This window comes from Microcoleus sp. D2_18a_B4 (assembly GCF_036702475.1).
Classification (GTDB): domain Bacteria; phylum Cyanobacteriota; class Cyanobacteriia; order Cyanobacteriales; family Microcoleaceae; genus Microcoleus.
This window is the reverse complement of the sequence record NZ_JAUBTL010000033.1, coordinates 8,958-25,852: the sequence shown is the minus strand read 5'-3', so window position 1 is coordinate 25,852 and position 16,895 is coordinate 8,958. Positions and strand designations below refer to the sequence as shown.

Here is a 16,895-nt window from a genome sequence, read left to right as displayed (position 1 = left end):
AATATGCAGCAAGAAATAGAAGTTTTTGTATTCCCCGCATCCTTTGCCCAGCAGCGGCTGTGGTTCCTCAATCAATTAGCACCGGGCAATCCTTTCTACAATGTCTCAACAGCACTCCGCTTAACAGGTTCCCTCAACTTAAGATCCTTAGAGCAAACCTTCAACGAAATTGTGCAGCGGCACGAAACTTTACGCACCACTTTTACGCTTTTGGAAGGGGAACTCGTACAAATTATTGCTCCCATTTTAACCGTATCCCTCCCCACAATCGACTTACAAAATCTCTCGCCCAACCAGCAGGAAACCGCAGCGCTGCAACTCGCAACCGATGCAGCGCAATGCCCTTTCGATTTAGCCGCCGGGCCGTTATTCAAAGTAACGCTGTTACAACTCAGTGAAAGCGAACATATATTGTTGCTGAATTTACATCATATTGTGGCTGATGGTTGGTCGATTGGAGTGCTAATTCGAGAGCTGGGAACGCTCTACACAGCATTTGTTAAAAATGAGCGATCGCACTTACCAGCACTGCCCGTGCAGTACGCCGACTTTGCAGAATGGCAGCACCAATGGTTGCAGGGCGAAGTATTAGAAACGCAGTTAGCTTATTGGCGACAGCAGTTAAACGGAATTACCACACTTAATCTACCAACAGACAGGCAAAGACCAGCCGTTCCATCCTACCGCGGCGCCAAACAATTTATAACGCTATCACCTGCTTTGAGCGAGGCGCTAAAGTCATTGAGCCAGCAAGAAAGCGCGACTTTATTTATCACTCTACTAGCCGCTTTTCAAACTTTGCTGTACCGCTATACAGGACAAGTAGATATTGCAGTAGGAACGCCGATCGCCAATCGCAACCAGAGCGAAATAGAAGCATTAATAGGTTTTTTTGTCAACAGTTTGGTGCTGCGTGCAGATTTATCAGGAAATCCCACTTTTCGGGAACTATTGCATCGGGTAAAAAACGTCGCAATGGCAGCCTACGCTCACCAAGATTTGCCCTTCGAGAAGTTGGTTGAGGAAATGCACCCCGATCGCGAGTTGAGTCGTAACCCCCTATTTCAAGTTAGTTTCAGCCTGCAAAACACTCCTGTAGCAGCGCTAGAATTGCCGGGAATCGCTTTCGAGGCGATCGACTTTGACGCAGGAACTGCCAAGCTAGATTTAGAGTGCCACTTGTGGGAAAATGCAGGAATTATTCAAGGGCAATTTGTCTACAGCACAGATTTATTTGATAGCGCTACAATTGCGCGGATGGCGGGACATTTCCAAACGCTGCTTGAAGCCATTGTTGCCAATTCCAAACAGCACCTCAGCGACTTGGCTTTGCTGACAGCGCCAGAATACCAGCAACTATTAATCGATTGGAATGACACTCAGAGAGATTATCCGCAAAACCAGTGTTTCCATCAGCTATTTGAAGATCGAGTCGCGCTAACGCCCGATGCTGTCGCAGCCGTCTTTGAAAACCAGCAGTTAACCTACCGCCAACTCAACAGCCGAGCCAACCAACTTGCACGTTACTTGCAGCAATTGGGAGCAGCACCAGAAGTTTTAGTGGGCTTTTGTGTAGAACGTTCCTTAGATGCGATCGTCGGATTGCTAGGCATTATCAAAGCAGGCGCAGCCTACCTGCCTTTAGATCCAACTTATCCTCAAGAGCGCCTTAACTTCATGTTAGAAGATGCTCAGGTGTCGATTTTGGTAACTCAACAGCACTTAGCAAACAACTTGACGCAGCCGGAAAATTACGGAGTTTTTTCAGTAGTGTGTTTGGACTCCGACCGAGAAATTATCGCCCGACAAAGCCCAGAAAACCCAACTACAAATATCCTACCAGAAAACCTAGCCTACGTCATTTACACATCTGGTTCAACCGGAAAACCCAAAGGCGTTTTAATCGAACATCGGGGACTATACAACTTAGCTCTAGCTCAAATAGAAGCTTTTAACTTAAACTCAAATCACCGCATTTTGCAATTCGCATCCCTGAGTTTTGATGCCTCAATCTTTGAGATTGTCATGGCATTAGGAACCGGAGCAACACTTTACTGTGCCAAGAAAGAATCTTTGTTGCCAGGACAAACATTAATCCAATTTTTGCAGGACAATGCTATTACCCACGCTACCCTCCCGCCCTCGCTGCTAGCTGTCCTTCCAAACGCCGAACTGCCCGCACTGCAAACAATCATTTGTGCTGGCGAATCCTGTTCCCCGGATATTGTTAAACGCTGGGCTTCCAGGCGCAGATTTTTTAACGCTTACGGCCCTACAGAAGCGACAGTCTGGTCAAGTTTGGCCGAAATTGGCGATTCCCAGCGGGATAGCTTCGCTTCACGCAAAAAACCACCAATCGGCCACCCAATAGCTAACACTCAACTCTATATTTTAGATAAAAATTTACAGCCTGTACCCGTTGGAATTCCCGGTGAATTGTACATCGGCGGCAGCGGATTGGCGCGAGGCTACCTGAAGCGCCCCGAATTAACCGCCCAGCGATTTATTGCTAATCCGTTTAGCCAGAAAGCAGGAGAACGAATTTATAAAACTGGTGACTTAGCGCGCTATTTTCCAGACGGCAATATTGAGTTTTTAGGCCGCACTGACGAACAGGTAAAAATTCGCGGTTATCGAATAGAATTGGGAGAAATTGAAGCGCTGCTGGTTCAGCATCCAGCAGTCAAAGAAACAGCGGCGGTTGCTGTGGATGATTTGTCGGGCAACAAACGCCTAGTTGCTTATGTCGTTCCCAATCAAAATCAGACGTTTAATTCCGGGGAAATACGCAATTTCCTCAAACAACAACTGCCCAATTACATGATTCCCAGTGCTTTTGTGGCGATGGATTTTCTGCCCCTAACTCCCAATGGCAAAATTGACCGCCTGCGCCTACCTGCACCGGAAAATGTAACTCGCAATTCAATAGATCAAAGCTGCCTTGCACCTCGCACACCAACCGAGTCAACCCTCGCCCAAATTTGGATCGCAATCCTCAACACAGAGTGCGTTGGCATTCGCGATAACTTCTTCGATTTGGGTGGAGATTCCCTGCTGGCAATCCGCCTCATCAATGAGATTAACCAGCAATTTCAGCGCGAGTTGCCGCTGTCTGCTCTTTTTTTAAATCCGACAATTGAAGGTTTAGCCGATTCGCTATCTTCAGAAACAAATTCTCTAGAATGGTCGCCTTTAGTTGCAATTAAGCCTCGCGGTAAAAATCCCCCGTTCTTCTGCGTCCATCCCATCTTTGGCGTCGTGTTTCCTTATGTCGAGTTAGCATTTCAACTAGGAGAAAATCAACCGTTTTACGGGCTGCAGCCAAAGGGTATTGACGGCAAAAGTTCTCCGTTAACTAGCATTGAAGAAATGGCGGCTGACTACATCGCAGCCTTGCGTACCGTTCAACCGAAAGGGCCTTATTTTTTAGGAGGCTGGTCTTTTGGAGGTTTGGTGGCTTTTGAGATGGCTCAACAGTTGCTCGCAGCGGGGGATGAAGTGGCTTTACTTGCTGTGCTGGATACTTTAGCGCCGGTTTCTGCTAACAAACCTTCTTTTTGGGACGGTTGCAAGTTTATTATGACTACTGTTTCGCGCTCTATCTGGCCTTTTGTAGTAGATTATTTTCGCTTGGTGGCTGCTGCGGAAAATGTTCAAAGTGGCGGTATTGCGGTCAAATTTCCGAAATTAAATAAGATGCTTAATCTAGTAGCTAATTTTTTGTCTCGCTGGAATTGGAAACAGGCCGTTATGGTTAGCATCCTATCTCAGGAGTCAAAAGAACGGAGCTGGCGCGAGCTGGCAATTCCCTCAATGTTTACTGTATTTCAGGCTAATAGTCAAGCAACTCTCAGCTATGTACCGAAAATTTATCCGCAGCGAATTACTCTGTTTAGATCGAGGGAAAAGCTAAGCATGAATCATCAAGATCCGACTCTTGGCTGGAGTGAATTAACGACTCAAAGAGTAGAGGTGATTAGGGTTCCGGGGAATCATCTTACTATGTTGAGAAAGCCTAACGTTGAGGTGCTGGCTCACAAGCTGAAGCATTGCTTTGAGGAGGAATTAAGTGATTGAGGAACCCGCGTGCTTGTGTGTCGAATAAAATAATCTTTATCACGTTTGTAGTGAGGACTAAAGTCCTCAGAGTTTTATGAGACTAAAGGGACACGGCATTGCGGTGTCCCTACTGTACTGGAATACGCTTTATCACGCTTGTAGTTAGGATGTCAAAAAATTGCGATCGCCCGAAGAACACTTTTTGCAACTAGAAATCATCATGCAGCGCCACGCCGCAGCACTCGAAGCTGAAGTCAGAGCTTTGCAAGCCGCTGACGAAACCGCCCAGTGGCCTCCTGACTGGAAACGTTGCTATAATTGGCGTTTCGCTAAAATTTTCGCTTCAGTGAAGATTTTTCGCAACTGGGGTGCAGATGCTGCGGCTTGGAAGCTTTTGCCTTCACGAGTTTATCCCAACCGAGGCAATCAGAAGGATTAGTGGGGTTGCTGATTCACGGTATGAATAAACTTTTCGCTTGATGTTACAAAACTCACTCTACTTGGCTTATAGCCATTCCGAAAACTTGAATTCATACTTGTATTCAGCAACGCCGAAATTCGAGTAGATGATTTAGCAAGAGCCTTACCCTCCGAAACTTTCACGCTTATTCAACTCCCAGGAGAAAAACCCAGAACGTTATGGGTAGCGACAATGGAAATCGAGTTATCAAAGTATACAGGCAAGAAAGTAGTAGCCATCGTCATGAATGCGGCGACTGTCGAACAAGCCAGTGAAATTGATTATTTGATGACTAATGTGGAGTTATCAACAGCAACATAAGAGTGGGTAGTAAAGACCTACTCCCAAAGAAATTGGGTAGAAGTTTTCTATCGATAAGCCAAGGGATGGTTAGGGTTAAAAGAATATCAAGTGAGAGATAAACGCAGTCTAATGAGGCATTTAATTTGGGTATTTTGTGCCTACAGTTTTATCCTCTGGCATACCTTAACCTGCGGATTAAGACGTAGATGGGCAAATAAACCTTTAAACACCTTTACGGAAGCGCTTGAAGCATTTCTGACAGCAATATCTTTTAGGTTTGTCAAGTGGCTGAATGAAAATTGGGACGTATTCTCTGCTTACAAAGCTAGTTTGGGCTTTATTGGGGCTTGAAATTTGTTTAAGTCCCGTTAAAAATATCCCTCTAGAAGTACGGTCTCAATATCCAGAAATTGAGTGGCGAAAAATCACCGGACTCAGAAATATCCTTATTTTTTCAGACATTAGATATAAATATGCTCCAAATCTGTCATCTTTAAGATATAGATTTATGGTGAGTGTTTATTCCTTTTCTAAGCTATTTGTATTTTAGATAACAAATTCTCAAAGAATAAGCCTGAATAATATATTTGCTTTGATCTAGATGGATCAGGGGATTACAGACATTTACCATAAAAAAGCAAGCTATGCCGAATCGACGTGATTTTCTTCTTGGTGGGACTGTAGCTGCGGCTGCGACCTTGTTACCAAATAAATTGATTGCTCAAACTCCAACCAATCGATCGGAAATGGCAGCTTTACAGGAAGGATATGTGGGACAGTATCAGGGTGGTGTGTACTTACTGCCAGCCAATGATGAGACAGTCCAATGGGGTTGGTTTAATAATGCAGAGACACCCCGCGCTCGGATTAAATCAGGGGACACCGTTGTCATGGAAACCATGATGGCTTCCATGAATCAAGTTTTGCCGGGGGTATCGATCGAAGAAATTACTAGACTGCGGGTAAATAATCCCGGTCGTGGACCCCATACGATTACAGGGCCGATCTTTGTAGAGGGCGCAGCACCCGGAGATACTCTCAAAGTCAAAATTAATCGGATTGTGCCTCGTACCTATGGCTCCAACTGGAACCTGCCGGGTAATCTTGCCCTAGGGCAATTCCCAACTAGCTTCCCGGAACCCCAAGTAAAACATTTCTTCCTTGACCTCAAGCGTGGGGTTACAGAATTTTTGCCGGGGATTGAATTACCTGTGCGTCCGTTCCCCGGTATTCTTGGGGTGGCGAGGGCTGAAAGTGGACAATATAGCACCGTACCCCCTGGACCTTTTGGCGGAAACCTCGACTGTAGAGAATTAGTAGAAGGCACAACGATTTACTTACCAGTGTTTGTGGATGGAGCTTTATTGTGGTCTGGGGATTCCCATGCGGTGCAAGGTAATGGTGAGATTAATTTAACAGCGATCGAGTCTGCCTTTAATGAACTGAACCTGACTGTAGAAGTAATTAAGGGTAAACGCCTGACTTGGCCACGGATTGAGTCAGATACTCATTGGATAACGATGGGTTATGATCGAGACCTCAATATTGCGCTCAATATTCTGGAAGAAGAAACCCTAAAATTTCTTGCTGAATCTAAAGGCTTAAACACTACTGAAGCTCGTCAATACATGGCAAACTACGGTGATTGTCGAGTAGCAGAGGTGGTCAATCAACTAAAAGGGGTCTATTGCATGTTACCGAAACAACCAACTCCAGTCCTTGCCCCTAACCCTACCACTGATACCTCAGATAGTTTTGTCACCCATGCCATCGATGGTGATGCAATGCAGGCTATGAACATGGCGGCTATGAGTCTTATTGAGAGAATGCAGACCCTAAAAGGACTTGTACCCCTTGATGCCTATTCCCTTGCCAGTTTAGCCATGGATGCACGGATTGGCAAAATAGAGCCGGGAGCAAAACATCTACATTGCTTGATGCCCAAGTCTCTCTGGGTCAGAAGTTAACAGCAGTTTGCGTTCAGATAAGTGGTGGTGCGATCCCCCTAAATCCCCCTATGTCCTTTGGAGAGGCTACGCCAACAAAAGGGGGACTTGAAGATCATTAACTTGGCTTACCAGAATTAAATTTGGGCGTTGCTGATTCACGGTATGAAGCAACTTTTCGCTTGATGTTACAAAACTCACCCTCCGAGGGCTTATAGCAATTCCGAAATCTTCCATTCATACCTGTATTCAGCAACGCCGGATTAGTTAACTGTTGACTGTTGACTGTTGACTGATGACTGTTCTGAAATGCCTCAATCTAAAATCTAAAATTGCCCAATGGATTGCGCGATGCTGAAGATGATAGCAGCCAAACCTGCTGCGATCGGAATTGTCACCAGCCAAGCCGAACCAATTGACAGCAAAGTTTGCAGGCGTACTGTTTTCCAAGCTTTGATCAGCCCGACTCCGACAACTGCACCCACTAAAGCGTGGGATGTGGAAACTGGCAAACCGAAGCGGGATGCTAGCAAGACTGTGGTGGCTGTGGCTAATTCCGCGCAAAATCCGCCGCTTGGTTGGAGTTCGATGATCTTTTCGCCGACTGTGGCTATTACATTTTTGCCCCAGATGGTTAAACCGATGACTATTCCTGCGCCTCCGAGGACTAAAATCCACAGGGGAACGCTGAAATCCTCTGAGGGAAAGGAACCTGTCCGCCGGATGTAGGCGATCGCAGCTAGGGGAGCAACTGCATTGCCTACGTCGTTTGAACCGTGGGAAAATGCTACAAAACAGGCGCTCAAGACTTGAAATCTCGCCATTTGTTGCTCGATGGGAGAGTGAGGGAGTTTCGGAGTGGGGGAGGAGTTTGTACTTGGGCCGAATCCCTTATCTCCTCTTCCTTCTTCCTTCTTCCTTCTTTCTTCTTCCTTCTCAACTGATTCTAATTTTTTCCAGCTATTGAGTGTCAAGGCGATCGCAGCTATTGCCCCGATGCCAATGACAATATCGTGAATTGGAAGATTCCAGCCAAATCGATCGTGCGCGGCGGCGATCGCCCCTGTCTGCACGAAAGCGACATTCACAACAGACGGCAGTACAATTATCCCAAATACGCTCAGCATTGCTGCACTCAGCCAAGGTATCCACTCGCGCATTTGAGATAGAGGATCTGGTCGATCGAGAATCGAATACTTCACCACACTGTAAAATAGCGCCGCTAAAGCACCGCTGGCAACAGGTGTCGCCACCCAAGTTAGGGAGATGGTGCCGATGGTTCGCCAATCAACTGCATTAATTCCGGCTGCAACACAGCTAAAACCCGCGATCGCGCCCACCACTGCATGGGATGAAGAAACCGGCAAACCTCGACTGGTAGCGATTTGCAGCCATATCCCGCAAGCTATCAGCACTGATACCATCCCGATTAAAAATACTTGCGGTTTGGCCGCGAAAACTTCTGCATTCACAACTCCTGTTGCGAGAGTTTCGGAAACTCCTTGCCCGAACAGCACTGCGCCGGAAAACTCCAGTATGCCTGCAACAATTATTGCCTGCCGCAGCGTTAGCGCCTTCGAGCCTACGGATGTCCCCATCGAGTTAGCGACATCGTTGGCCCCCAAGTTGGCGGCGACGTACAAGGCCAGTGCAGCCATTGCGCCCAATTGCAGAAATACGAGTCCAGAGGTATCTAACATAGAAATTTTTTGACATAAAACTGGTAGTTCGATATATGATAAGGGATTGTGAGTTTTGGTAAATCCCGTCAGTAACCCAGGTCTAAAAGACACTGGGCTTGCAAGAGCAATTCCCGCAAGCCGTACTGACCAGCCTCAGTCTTAACTGACTACGTTTTTTGAGTCACGACACCTGGAAATGCGTAGCTAGTTTCCTGCTCTGTCATTTGCAATTAAACAGTCTTAAGGTCACTGAGACAGTGTTGCAAGTCTAAAAAGCTCTTAAAACATGGGCGAAGCTAACATTACTGGAATGGCAAGGCGCTCCCGGCAATACAGGGATTAGACAAGTACCATTCCTCTACTTGTCTAGCCCCGAAAGGGGTAGGCGGTTTAAACCGCTCGTGTCGTTTCCCTCTCTTGGCTCAAGCCACTGAGTGTCCCACTTACCGAGTTTTTTTATGAAAGGCGCAGAAATAATCCGTTCGATCGAAACGGCAGAAATAGATAGAGTCAAGCAAGAACTCAATAAACAAGTTCCCGAAATTTACGTGGGCGACACAGTGCGAGTCGGCGTAAGAATTAAAGAGGGTAACAAAGAACGGGTTCAGCCCTACGAAGGGACTGTGATTGCCATGCGTAACGGTGGGATTAATGAAACAATCACCGTTCGCCGCGTGTTCCAGGGCGTCGGAGTGGAACGGGTGTTTTTGATTCACTCGCCCCGCATCGCCACGATCCAAGTGATGCGCCGCGGGAAAGTCCGCAGAGCAAAACTTTACTACCTGCGCGATCGGGTGGGCAAAGCTACTCGCGTCAAACAGCGGTTCGATCGCTCCCTGTAGGAATGCACCCAGCTTCCCCTTGGTTCATGGTTCATGGGAAATTGAGAAATTTCAAAAAAAAAGTTTCCCATTTAAGAGCGCACTGTGTTAAAATAGAAATCTAGAGGTTAAGCGAATTTCAGCAACCTCACCTGTGCGCTCTTAGTTCAGTTGGTAGAACGCAGGTCTCCAAAACCTGATGTCGGGGGTTCAAGTCCTCCAGGGCGCGCTGAATCACCAAACTTTAAATTCTGCCCGAAAGCGCCCGGATTATTGGCTGGCAACAGTCAAAACCGCAAACTTTCGGGTAGAATTAATTTTTGTGGGCGGTTCGCAAAAAATGCCATCAACAAATGCTCGGTGTCGCTTCTCGATCGTCGGTTTCGGCGATCGGCAGTTACACAGTTGAAAGGTTGGGCTTGTAAAAAAGTCGTGGCTTTAGATTTGAGATTTGGGACTTGGGCGTAAGTGGTTAGTGTCACAAAATCTGAGAGCCGCGGGCCACTCACACCATCTAAAATCTAAAATCTAAAATCTAAAATCGCAAGGGGGATTGAATCGTGGCGAAAAAAGACGAAGCTCAAGAAACTCAAGAAATGACGGCGCCTGGGTTTAATCCTACGGGTTTTTTAAAGGAAACTAGAGAAGAACTCGACAAAGTGGTTTGGCCCAGCAGGCAGCAGCTAATCAGCGAGTCTTTGGCCGTGCTTTTGATGGTAATCCTCTCAGCAAGCCTGATCTATTTTGTGGATAATTTCTTTAACTGGGGCGCGGGAAAGGTGTTTGGGCCATGACTTTTGCATCAGAAGAATCTGAGTATTCCACAGAAGCGACGGGACAGGCAGCATCGCCAGATGTGCCGGAGATTGATGCTCGCTGGTATGCTGTTCAAGTTGCCTCTGGCTGCGAGAAGCGGGTGAAGGCAAACTTGGATCAGCGGATTCAAACTTTGGATGTTGCCGATCGCATCGTTCAAGTAGAAATTCCGCAAACTCCGGCAATCAAAGTCGGCAAAGACGGTTCCAGGCGGCAGTCAGATGAAAAAATCTTTCCCGGCTACGTACTCATCCGTATGTTTATGGACGAGGATACGTGGCAGGTGATCAAGAATACCCCGAATGTAATTAATTTTGTCGGGGCAGAGCAGAAACGCCGCTACGGGCGCGGCAGGGGTCACGTCAAACCGCTACCTCTGAGTCATTCAGAAGTAGAACGGATCTTCAGAAACGCTCAGGAATCAGAACCAGTTGTCAAAGTATCGATGTCTACTGGAGACCACGTTGTGGTACTTTCCGGGCCATTTAAAGATTTTGAAGGTGATGTGATTGAAGTTAGCCCGGAACGAAACAAGCTCAAAGTTTTACTCTCGATTTTTGGGCGCGATACGCCTGTAGAATTGGAGTTCAATCAGGTTCAGAAACAGAACTAACTAATGGCAAAGAAAGTTGTTGCAGTAATTAAGTTGGCGATTACGGCGGGAAAAGCCAACCCAGCTCCTCCGATCGGCCCAGCTCTGGGTCAGCACGGCGTCAATATTATGATGTTTTGCAAGGAGTACAATGCTAGAACCGCAGACCAAGCGGGTCTGGTGGTTCCGGTAGAAATTTCGGTTTTTGAAGACCGCAGTTTTACATTTATTCTCAAAACCCCGCCGGCGTCGGTTTTGATTCAAAAAGCTGCTGGCATTGCTAAGGGTTCGGGAGAACCTAATCGCAAGCAAGTAGGGACGATTACACAGGCTCAGTTACGAGAAATCGCTGAAACCAAAATGCCTGACCTCAATGCTAATGATGTTGAGGCTGCTATGAAAATTGTGGCAGGAACGGCTAAAAATATGGGCGTGGCGATCGCGGATTGAAGTCAGTTGTCAGTTGTCAGTTGACAGTTGGCAGTTGTCAGTAATTCAGGATTTTGAAGCTAAAATCTTCAAGCTCAAATCGCAAATCCTAAGTCGGTTCAGGGGGAGAAGCAAAGCTTCGCTAGTAACCGAAAACTGGTAGATTTTAAGATTGTCCGATAGGTTCAATCTAAAATCTAAAATCTAAAATCTAAAATCGACTGACCCCAGGAGATAACAATGGCAAAGAAAGTATCGCGAAGACTGCAAGAACTTCAAAAGAAAGTTGAAGACAGACCTTATCTACCGCTGGAAGCTCTGCAACTTTTGAAAGAAACAGCAACCGCTAAGTTTGGCGAAGCTGCTGAAGCTCACATCCGTTTGGGAATTGACCCGAAATATACTGACCAACAGTTGCGGACAACTGTATCGCTACCAAAAGGAACTGGTCAAGTAGTCAGAATTGCGGTGATTGCTAAGGGCGAAAAAGTTAAAGAAGCCCTAAATGCCGGCGCGGATATTGCTGGTTCTGAAGAGTTGATCGATGAAATTCAGAAAGGCATGATGGACTTCGACTGCCTGATTGCTACCCCAGACGTGATGCCGTTGGTGGCAAAATTGGGTCGGTTGTTGGGCCCGCGCGGTTTGATGCCTTCTCCGAAAGGTGGCACGGTGACGACTGACATTGCTCAGGCGATCAACGAGTTTAAAGGTGGTAAACTAGAATTCCGTGCCGATCGAACTGGCATCGTTCATGTTATGTTTGGCAAGGCAGCTTTCTCAGCGGAAGATTTGCTCGTCAACCTTCATGCTTTGCAAGAAACAGTTGACCGCAACCGTCCTTCTGGTGCTAAAGGTCGCTACTGGCGCAGTTTGTACGTATCCGCAACAATGGGCCCGTCGATCGAAGTCGATATCAGTGCTCTGCGCGATACCAAACTTGATGCTGCGTAGAAAGAATTAAGCAGAAGGCAGAAGGTAAAAGACAGCTTCGGCTGTCTGTGTAAATCTCTCACAAGATTTGCGTCATAGCCTTGCTATGTCTGCCTTCTAGTGATAGCCTAATCAAAAATCAATAAGCTGAAGACCGCAGGTGCCGATCGCTTAATTTCCTGCCGAGGCTGAAGAAATAAAAACTCAAGACTCAAAGATTAGAAATTTTCTATTTTTAATTCTGACTTGTTAATTTTTAATTCTCTGCCCCGGCTCGAAGGTCGGGGTTTTTGACGGGCAGTTTTCGATCCTAAAAGGAGGTGAAATAAGTATGGGCAAAACTTTAGCGGTAAAAAATGAGATTATTGCAGACCTCAAGCAAACCTTGAGCGAATCTCAATTGGCGATCGTGATTGACTACACGGGCTTAACTGTTGCTGAAATCACAGATTTGCGTCGGCGTTTGCGTCCGAAAGGCAGCAGTTGCCAAGTGGCAAAAAACACGCTAATGCGAATTGCTGTTGAAGGTAACGAAACCTGGCAGCCGATACAAGAATTGCTGACAGGTACGTCGGCGTTTCTGTTCGTGCAAGAAGATATTGGCGGCGCGATTAAAGCTTACCAAGAATTCCAAAAAGTCTCTAAGAAGACTGAACTTCGCGGCGGCGTGATGGAAGGACGGGTACTGAAAGAAGCTGATGTTAAAGCATTAGCTGATCTGCCGTCGAAAGAACAACTCATGGCTCAAATTGCTGGCGCTATCAACGGTGTCGCAACCAAGTTGGCTGTGGGTATCAATCAAGTTCCTACTTCGATCGCTCGCGGTCTTAAAGCTTATGCTGAAAAAGACGGCGATTCCGCAGCAGTAGAAGCAGAAGCACCAGCAGAAGCTCAAGCAGAAGCACCAGCAGAAGCTCAAGCAGAAGCACCAGCACAACCTGAAGCAGAAGCACCAGCAGAAGCTGAAAGCACATCTGCGTAATTCATTAGTAATTAGTCACGAGTCAACAGTCGTTAGTTTTGAGAAACAAACTCATGACTGGAGACAAGAAACTCATAATTAATGAGCAATCCCCAATCCACAATCCACAATCCACAATCGAACTAGGAGTTCAAAAAATGTCTACTGCAACTGATGAAATCTTGGACAAACTTAAGTCTTTGACTTTGCTCGAAGCATCTGAATTGGTCAAGCAAATTGAAGAAGCTTTCGGCGTCAGCGCTGCTGCTCCTGTAGGCGGCATGATGATGATGGGCGGCCCTGCTGCTGCCGCTGCTGAACCCGAAGAAGTACAAACTGAGTTCAGCGTGATTCTTGAAGAAGTTCCTGCTGACAAGAAAATCGCAATTCTGAAGGAAGTCCGCGCAATTACCGGTCTGGGTTTGAAGGAAGCGAAAGACTTGGTAGAAGCCGCACCGAAAGCAGTTAAGGAAGCTATTGCTAAGGAAGCTGCTGAAGAAATGAAGAAACAGCTTGAAGCTGTGGGCGCAAAGATTTCTATTAAGTAGTCAGAGAATGTAGTTGATATCAATTCCGGTGACACCGGAATGATGGTTGACTGTTAACTGTTGACTGTTAACTGTTAACTGTTAACTATTCCCTAAAATTAATCGCGCGATAGTTACATCTCTCGCGCGATTAATTATTTTTTGCGCTAGGGAAACGGCATTGCCATGTCCTCTTAGATTTTAGAGGCGGCTTCCATTTGCCGCACGACTGTTAAAGCAGAATAGGAAACACCGGCAGTTCCTTCTCCGGGATGGGTGGAGTCGCCCACTAACCACAAGTTTTTAATTGGTGTGCGGTTGGCAAATCCGAAGGGCCCGAAGGTTGGTATTCGCTGCCCGATGCCGCCGACAACGCCTCTATCTCTCGCTGTGTAGCGGGCAAACGTTCGGGGTGTGGCGGCTTCTTGGTGTACGATCGACTCTGGCGTCAAATTGAAATATTCGCTCAAACGGGCGATCGCCCCTGCGGTATATTTTTGCTTTAATCCTTCATAATCAACCGAATTCCACCATATTCGAGTATCAGTAAATGACGAAGCGATAATTGTCGCCATTCCCTCCGGTGCTCGCCCATCACCCGGATGACTGACTGAAACAAATAATGAATTATTCTCCCCAATCTCGCCGTCGTAATCGTAAAGAAACTGAAGGTGCGGCGGACAATTTGCTGGAATTGCGCTTTCATGCACTCCCAAATATATCACGAAAGCACCGGATGCGGGCGGCAATTTATCGACTCGATATTTGTAGCCTGCCATTTGATTTGGCAGTTGGTTTGTTGTCTCTGAAGTCTCTGATTTAACCGATAAATTATCTGTTAAATTTTCGATAATCGGCTCGCTTGACAACAACTTTACTAGATTTTGCGCGGTCACGTTGGCAACAATGCGATCGGCTGTTTCTGTCCAAACTTCGCCTGTTTTTTGATTGCGAATCACTGTAGCGGTGGCTTTGCCGTTGGCGGTGACAATACTTTCAACTGTGTGTCGCAATAAGACTTGACCGCCGTAAAGTTCGATCGCCCCTACAAGTCGATCGCTCAACACCTGCATACTTCCTTCTAGATGATACAATCCCTGCGGCTCTTGCGAAACTCCTAAAGCCGTCGCCGCGTAAAGTAGCGCCGTTTCTTCGGTATCGACTTGAGAATACAATTTTAACTGCAAATCCAGAAAAGTTCTCAAGCGCAAATTGTCGCCTAACCCACAAAGCCGCAAAGCATCTCCCACTGTCATAAAAGTGAAAGGCAAAGTAATTAGAGTATCGGGGCGAACTGCTTGAATTAATTGCCAGAAATCCCAGAAATTTCTGGGCGGTAAAACTGGATCGCGCCCTTGAAAGTTCCAGCTAGCTTTGAACAATGCAGACAATAATTGCCAAAAAGGTTCGCTTCCGGGAAACTGCCGCTGCCTTTCTTCCTGCCACTTTTGCGGATCACGCCACACGCTAATCGGTGCGGTTTCTCCCGGCAAAAACACCGCACAAGCGGGATCGCAGGGTGTGGCGGGGGGAAGTTCTATGTCTAATTCTGAGAAAATTCGGTGGTGAATGCCTCCGGGTTCCAATCCTGCAACCTGGGTGGCGCCGACATCGAAGGTAAAGCCTTTGCGTTTGAAGGTGGAAGCGCATCCTCCGGGGACGATCGCCTGGTCTAAGACTAGCACTTTGTATCCTCTGCGGGCTAGGAGGGCGGCTGCTGTTAGCCCGCCGATGCCGCCTCCAATTACCGTGACGCGGCCCTTAGTGTCTGTGGGACTGGGTTTGCCTAAAGGGGTGCGATCGCCTGTCATAAATTTATTTATTGTAATATTTCTTAATAGTATGCTCATATTTTGCAATAAAAAGCTCTTGTAGCGACAGGTTGAAATCTATCGCTACAAGAGGAAGGAGGTCGAGTTTAGAGGACGTTTTGTTTTAGGGATAAGGTGCTCCGGGCGCACCCGGAGCGTTAGACAGTGCCGTGCTGATGAGAAAATCAGGGACGGCGCCACTTGTTGAGATAAGCTTCGCCAATCCCAGCCACAGCCTGCAGTTGACCTAGCTGTTCCCGTAAAGCTTTGATGGTTCTTAGCTGTTCTTGAGACTGTTGCTGCAAAGCGTCGTAATTCCGCTGTATCGCCGCACTCTGGTTCAATTGATTTTCTAGAGAGTGCAACTTGGTTAGTTGAACTTGGAATTCGCCGATCGCACTTGACTTTTCGGCTAACTCGTGCTGCAAAGATTCGTAACTCGACTTCGACACGGTTTCCTGCAATTGCTGTGCCAAATTTTGCTTTTCGGTGGCGAATTGCTGCTGCAAAGATTCCAGAGCACTGGATTTTTCGGCGAGTTGCTGGTGCAAAGATTCCAGAGCACTGGATTTTTCTGCTAGCTGCTGCTGAAACTCGTGTTCTTTTTCGGCGACTTGCTGCTGCAAAGATTCGATCGAACTCGATTTTTCTGCTAGCTGCTGCTGAAACTCGTGTTCCCGGTGGTCTTTTTCGGTGATTTGCTGCTGCAAAGATGCGATCGAACTCGATTTTTCTGCTAGCTGTTGCTGAAACTCGTGTTCTTTTTCGGCGACTTGCTGCTGCAAAGATGCGATCGAACTCGATTTTTCTGCTAGCTGTTGCTGAAATTCGTGTTCCCGGTGGTCTTTTTCGGCGATTTGCTGCTGCAAAGATTCCAGAGCACTCGATTTTTCTGCTAGCTGTTGCTGAAACTCGTGTTCCCGGTGGTCTTTTTCGGCGAATTGCTGCTGCAAAGAAGCGATCGAACTTTCGCGTTCACTCAACTGCTGCTGTAAACTTTCGTAACTTGACTTCGCTACAGTTTCGGCTAATTGGCTTTCGAGATTTTGCTTTTCGGTAGCTAATTGCTGCTGCAAAGAAGCGATCGAACTTTCGCGTTCACTCAACTGCTGCTGTAAACTTTCGTAACTTGACTTCGCTACAGTTTCGGCTAATTGGCTTTCGAGATTTTGCTTTTCGGTAGCTAATTGCTGCTGCAAAGAAGCGATCGAACTTTCGCGTTCACTCAACTGCTGCTGTAAACTTTCGTAACTTGACTTCGCTACAGTTTCGGCTAATTGGCTTTCGAGATTTTGCTTTTCGGTAGCTAATTGCTGCTGCAAAGAAGCGATCGAACTTTCGCGTTCACTCAACTGCTGCTGTAAACTTTCGTAACTTGACTTCGCTACAGTTTCGGCTAATTGGCTTTCGAGATTTTGCTTTTCGGTAGCGAGTTGCTGCTGCAAAGAAGCGATCGAACTTTCGCGTTCACTCAACTGCTGCTGTAAACTTTCGTAACTTGACTTCGCTACAGTTTCGGCTAATTGGCTTTCGAGATTTTGCTTTTCGGTAGCGA

15 protein-coding genes, 1 tRNA gene, 1 pseudogene and 1 other annotated feature are annotated in these 16,895 nt (G+C 46.8%); of the genes and pseudogenes, 14 read left to right on the top strand and 3 right to left on the bottom strand.

All coding sequences use genetic code 11. The features are described from left to right. Positions 1–3: 3 nt before the first annotated feature. The 5 genes and pseudogenes from QUB04_RS19115 to QUB04_RS19100 all read left to right on the top strand — a co-directional run bounded on the left by QUB04_RS19115 (position 4) and on the right by QUB04_RS19100 (position 6,789). Positions 4–4,077 carry an amino acid adenylation domain-containing protein gene (locus tag QUB04_RS19115; protein ID WP_333286714.1) on the top strand — a complete coding sequence of 1,358 codons (4,074 nt, stop codon included), beginning with the start codon at positions 4–6 and terminating at the stop codon, positions 4,075–4,077. Positions 4,078–4,237: 160 nt separating this feature from the next. After that, positions 4,238–4,498 carry a hypothetical protein gene (locus QUB04_RS19110; protein WP_190663911.1) on the top strand — a complete coding sequence of 87 codons (261 nt, stop codon included), beginning with the start codon at positions 4,238–4,240 and terminating at the stop codon, positions 4,496–4,498. A 117-nt stretch (positions 4,499–4,615) separates the two neighbouring features. Next, positions 4,616–5,173, top strand: a pseudogene (locus QUB04_RS19105) (IS701 family transposase); the annotation flags it as partial. After that, complete coding sequence (locus QUB04_RS32555) at positions 5,115–5,372, top strand: HepT-like ribonuclease domain-containing protein (RefSeq protein ID WP_445301072.1); 258 nt, start codon at positions 5,115–5,117, stop codon at positions 5,370–5,372. The pseudogene QUB04_RS19105 and the gene QUB04_RS32555, both read left to right, overlap by 59 nt. Before the next feature lie 94 nt (positions 5,373–5,466). Continuing rightward, positions 5,467–6,789: an acetamidase/formamidase family protein gene (locus tag QUB04_RS19100; protein WP_333286711.1), complete on the top strand. Its 1,323-nt coding sequence runs from the start codon at positions 5,467–5,469 to the stop codon at positions 6,787–6,789. A gap of 305 nt (positions 6,790–7,094) precedes the next feature. On the opposite strand, the gene QUB04_RS19095 is transcribed toward QUB04_RS19100, so the two are convergent. Beyond that, positions 7,095–8,468 carry an inorganic phosphate transporter gene (locus tag QUB04_RS19095; RefSeq protein ID WP_333286709.1) on the bottom strand — a complete coding sequence of 458 codons (1,374 nt, stop codon included), beginning with the start codon at positions 8,466–8,468 and terminating at the stop codon, positions 7,095–7,097. A gap of 440 nt (positions 8,469–8,908) precedes the next feature. Between QUB04_RS19095 and rplS the strand changes: the two genes are divergently transcribed. The 9 genes from rplS (at position 8,909) to rplL (ending at position 13,550) form a co-directional block, all read left to right on the top strand. Next, positions 8,909–9,292 carry a 50S ribosomal protein L19 gene (gene rplS, locus QUB04_RS19090; RefSeq protein WP_333054363.1) on the top strand — a complete coding sequence of 128 codons (384 nt, stop codon included), beginning with the start codon at positions 8,909–8,911 and terminating at the stop codon, positions 9,290–9,292. Positions 9,293–9,427: 135 nt separating this feature from the next. Then, positions 9,428–9,500 (top strand) — tRNA-Trp (locus QUB04_RS19085). Further along, positions 9,471–9,680 carry a hypothetical protein gene (locus QUB04_RS19080; protein WP_333214733.1) on the top strand — a complete coding sequence of 70 codons (210 nt, stop codon included), beginning with the start codon at positions 9,471–9,473 and terminating at the stop codon, positions 9,678–9,680. The genes QUB04_RS19085 and QUB04_RS19080 overlap by 30 nt, the downstream gene beginning before the upstream one ends. Before the next feature lie 151 nt (positions 9,681–9,831). Continuing rightward, positions 9,832–10,065: a preprotein translocase subunit SecE gene (secE, locus tag QUB04_RS19075; RefSeq protein ID WP_333286707.1), complete on the top strand. Its 234-nt coding sequence runs from the start codon at positions 9,832–9,834 to the stop codon at positions 10,063–10,065. Further along, positions 10,062–10,700, top strand: coding sequence for a transcription termination/antitermination protein NusG (nusG, locus tag QUB04_RS19070; protein ID WP_242721257.1), 639 nt, complete (start codon positions 10,062–10,064; stop codon positions 10,698–10,700). Before secE ends, nusG begins: the two co-directional genes overlap by 4 nt. A 3-nt stretch (positions 10,701–10,703) precedes the next feature. After that, a complete protein-coding gene (gene rplK, locus QUB04_RS19065) occupies positions 10,704–11,129 on the top strand; it encodes a 50S ribosomal protein L11 (RefSeq protein ID WP_006635588.1) in 426 nt (141 codons plus the stop codon). A 219-nt stretch (positions 11,130–11,348) separates the two neighbouring features. Continuing rightward, positions 11,349–12,062: a 50S ribosomal protein L1 gene (rplA, locus tag QUB04_RS19060; RefSeq protein ID WP_190663916.1), complete on the top strand. Its 714-nt coding sequence runs from the start codon at positions 11,349–11,351 to the stop codon at positions 12,060–12,062. Between the two features lie 108 nt (positions 12,063–12,170). Then, positions 12,171–12,343: a sequence feature (ribosomal protein L10 leader region), on the top strand. Between the two features lie 29 nt (positions 12,344–12,372). Further along, positions 12,373–13,023, top strand: a complete 651-nt coding sequence (gene rplJ, locus QUB04_RS19055; protein ID WP_333286704.1) for a 50S ribosomal protein L10 — start codon at positions 12,373–12,375, stop codon at positions 13,021–13,023. A 137-nt stretch (positions 13,024–13,160) separates the two neighbouring features. Next, on the top strand, positions 13,161–13,550 hold the full coding sequence (gene rplL, locus QUB04_RS19050) for a 50S ribosomal protein L7/L12 (RefSeq protein WP_333286702.1): 390 nt from the start codon (positions 13,161–13,163) through the stop codon (positions 13,548–13,550). A gap of 173 nt (positions 13,551–13,723) precedes the next feature. Here rplL and QUB04_RS19045 read toward each other — a convergent pair whose 3' ends face one another. Both QUB04_RS19045 and QUB04_RS19040 read right to left on the bottom strand, forming a co-directional pair. Beyond that, positions 13,724–15,340, bottom strand: coding sequence for an FAD-dependent oxidoreductase (locus tag QUB04_RS19045; protein ID WP_333286787.1), 1,617 nt, complete (start codon positions 15,338–15,340; stop codon positions 13,724–13,726). A 185-nt stretch (positions 15,341–15,525) separates the two neighbouring features. Then, a partial coding sequence (locus tag QUB04_RS19040) for a CopG family transcriptional regulator (RefSeq protein ID WP_333286700.1) occupies positions 15,526–16,895 on the bottom strand: 1,370 nt, incomplete at its 5' end.

Bases quoted from the DNA above. Each gene is read 5' to 3' on its own strand.
- rplS (WP_333054363.1), top strand. From the start codon at position 8,909: ATGAAAGGCGCAGAAATAATCCGTTCGATCGAAACGGCAGAAATAGAT.
- QUB04_RS19080 (WP_333214733.1), top strand. From the start codon at position 9,471: ATGTCGGGGGTTCAAGTCCTCCAGGGCGCGCTGAATCACCAAACTTTA.
- rplL (WP_333286702.1), top strand. From the start codon at position 13,161: ATGTCTACTGCAACTGATGAAATCTTGGACAAACTTAAGTCTTTGACT.
- QUB04_RS32555 (WP_445301072.1), top strand. From the start codon at position 5,115: ATGAAAATTGGGACGTATTCTCTGCTTACAAAGCTAGTTTGGGCTTTA.
- QUB04_RS19115 (WP_333286714.1), top strand. From the start codon at position 4: ATGCAGCAAGAAATAGAAGTTTTTGTATTCCCCGCATCCTTTGCCCAG.
- QUB04_RS19045 (WP_333286787.1), bottom strand. From the start codon at position 15,340: ATGACAGGCGATCGCACCCCTTTAGGCAAACCCAGTCCCACAGACACT.
- nusG (WP_242721257.1), top strand. From the start codon at position 10,062: ATGACTTTTGCATCAGAAGAATCTGAGTATTCCACAGAAGCGACGGGA.
- QUB04_RS19100 (WP_333286711.1), top strand. From the start codon at position 5,467: ATGCCGAATCGACGTGATTTTCTTCTTGGTGGGACTGTAGCTGCGGCT.
- rplK (WP_006635588.1), top strand. From the start codon at position 10,704: ATGGCAAAGAAAGTTGTTGCAGTAATTAAGTTGGCGATTACGGCGGGA.
- rplJ (WP_333286704.1), top strand. From the start codon at position 12,373: ATGGGCAAAACTTTAGCGGTAAAAAATGAGATTATTGCAGACCTCAAG.
- rplA (WP_190663916.1), top strand. From the start codon at position 11,349: ATGGCAAAGAAAGTATCGCGAAGACTGCAAGAACTTCAAAAGAAAGTT.
- QUB04_RS19095 (WP_333286709.1), bottom strand. From the start codon at position 8,468: ATGTTAGATACCTCTGGACTCGTATTTCTGCAATTGGGCGCAATGGCT.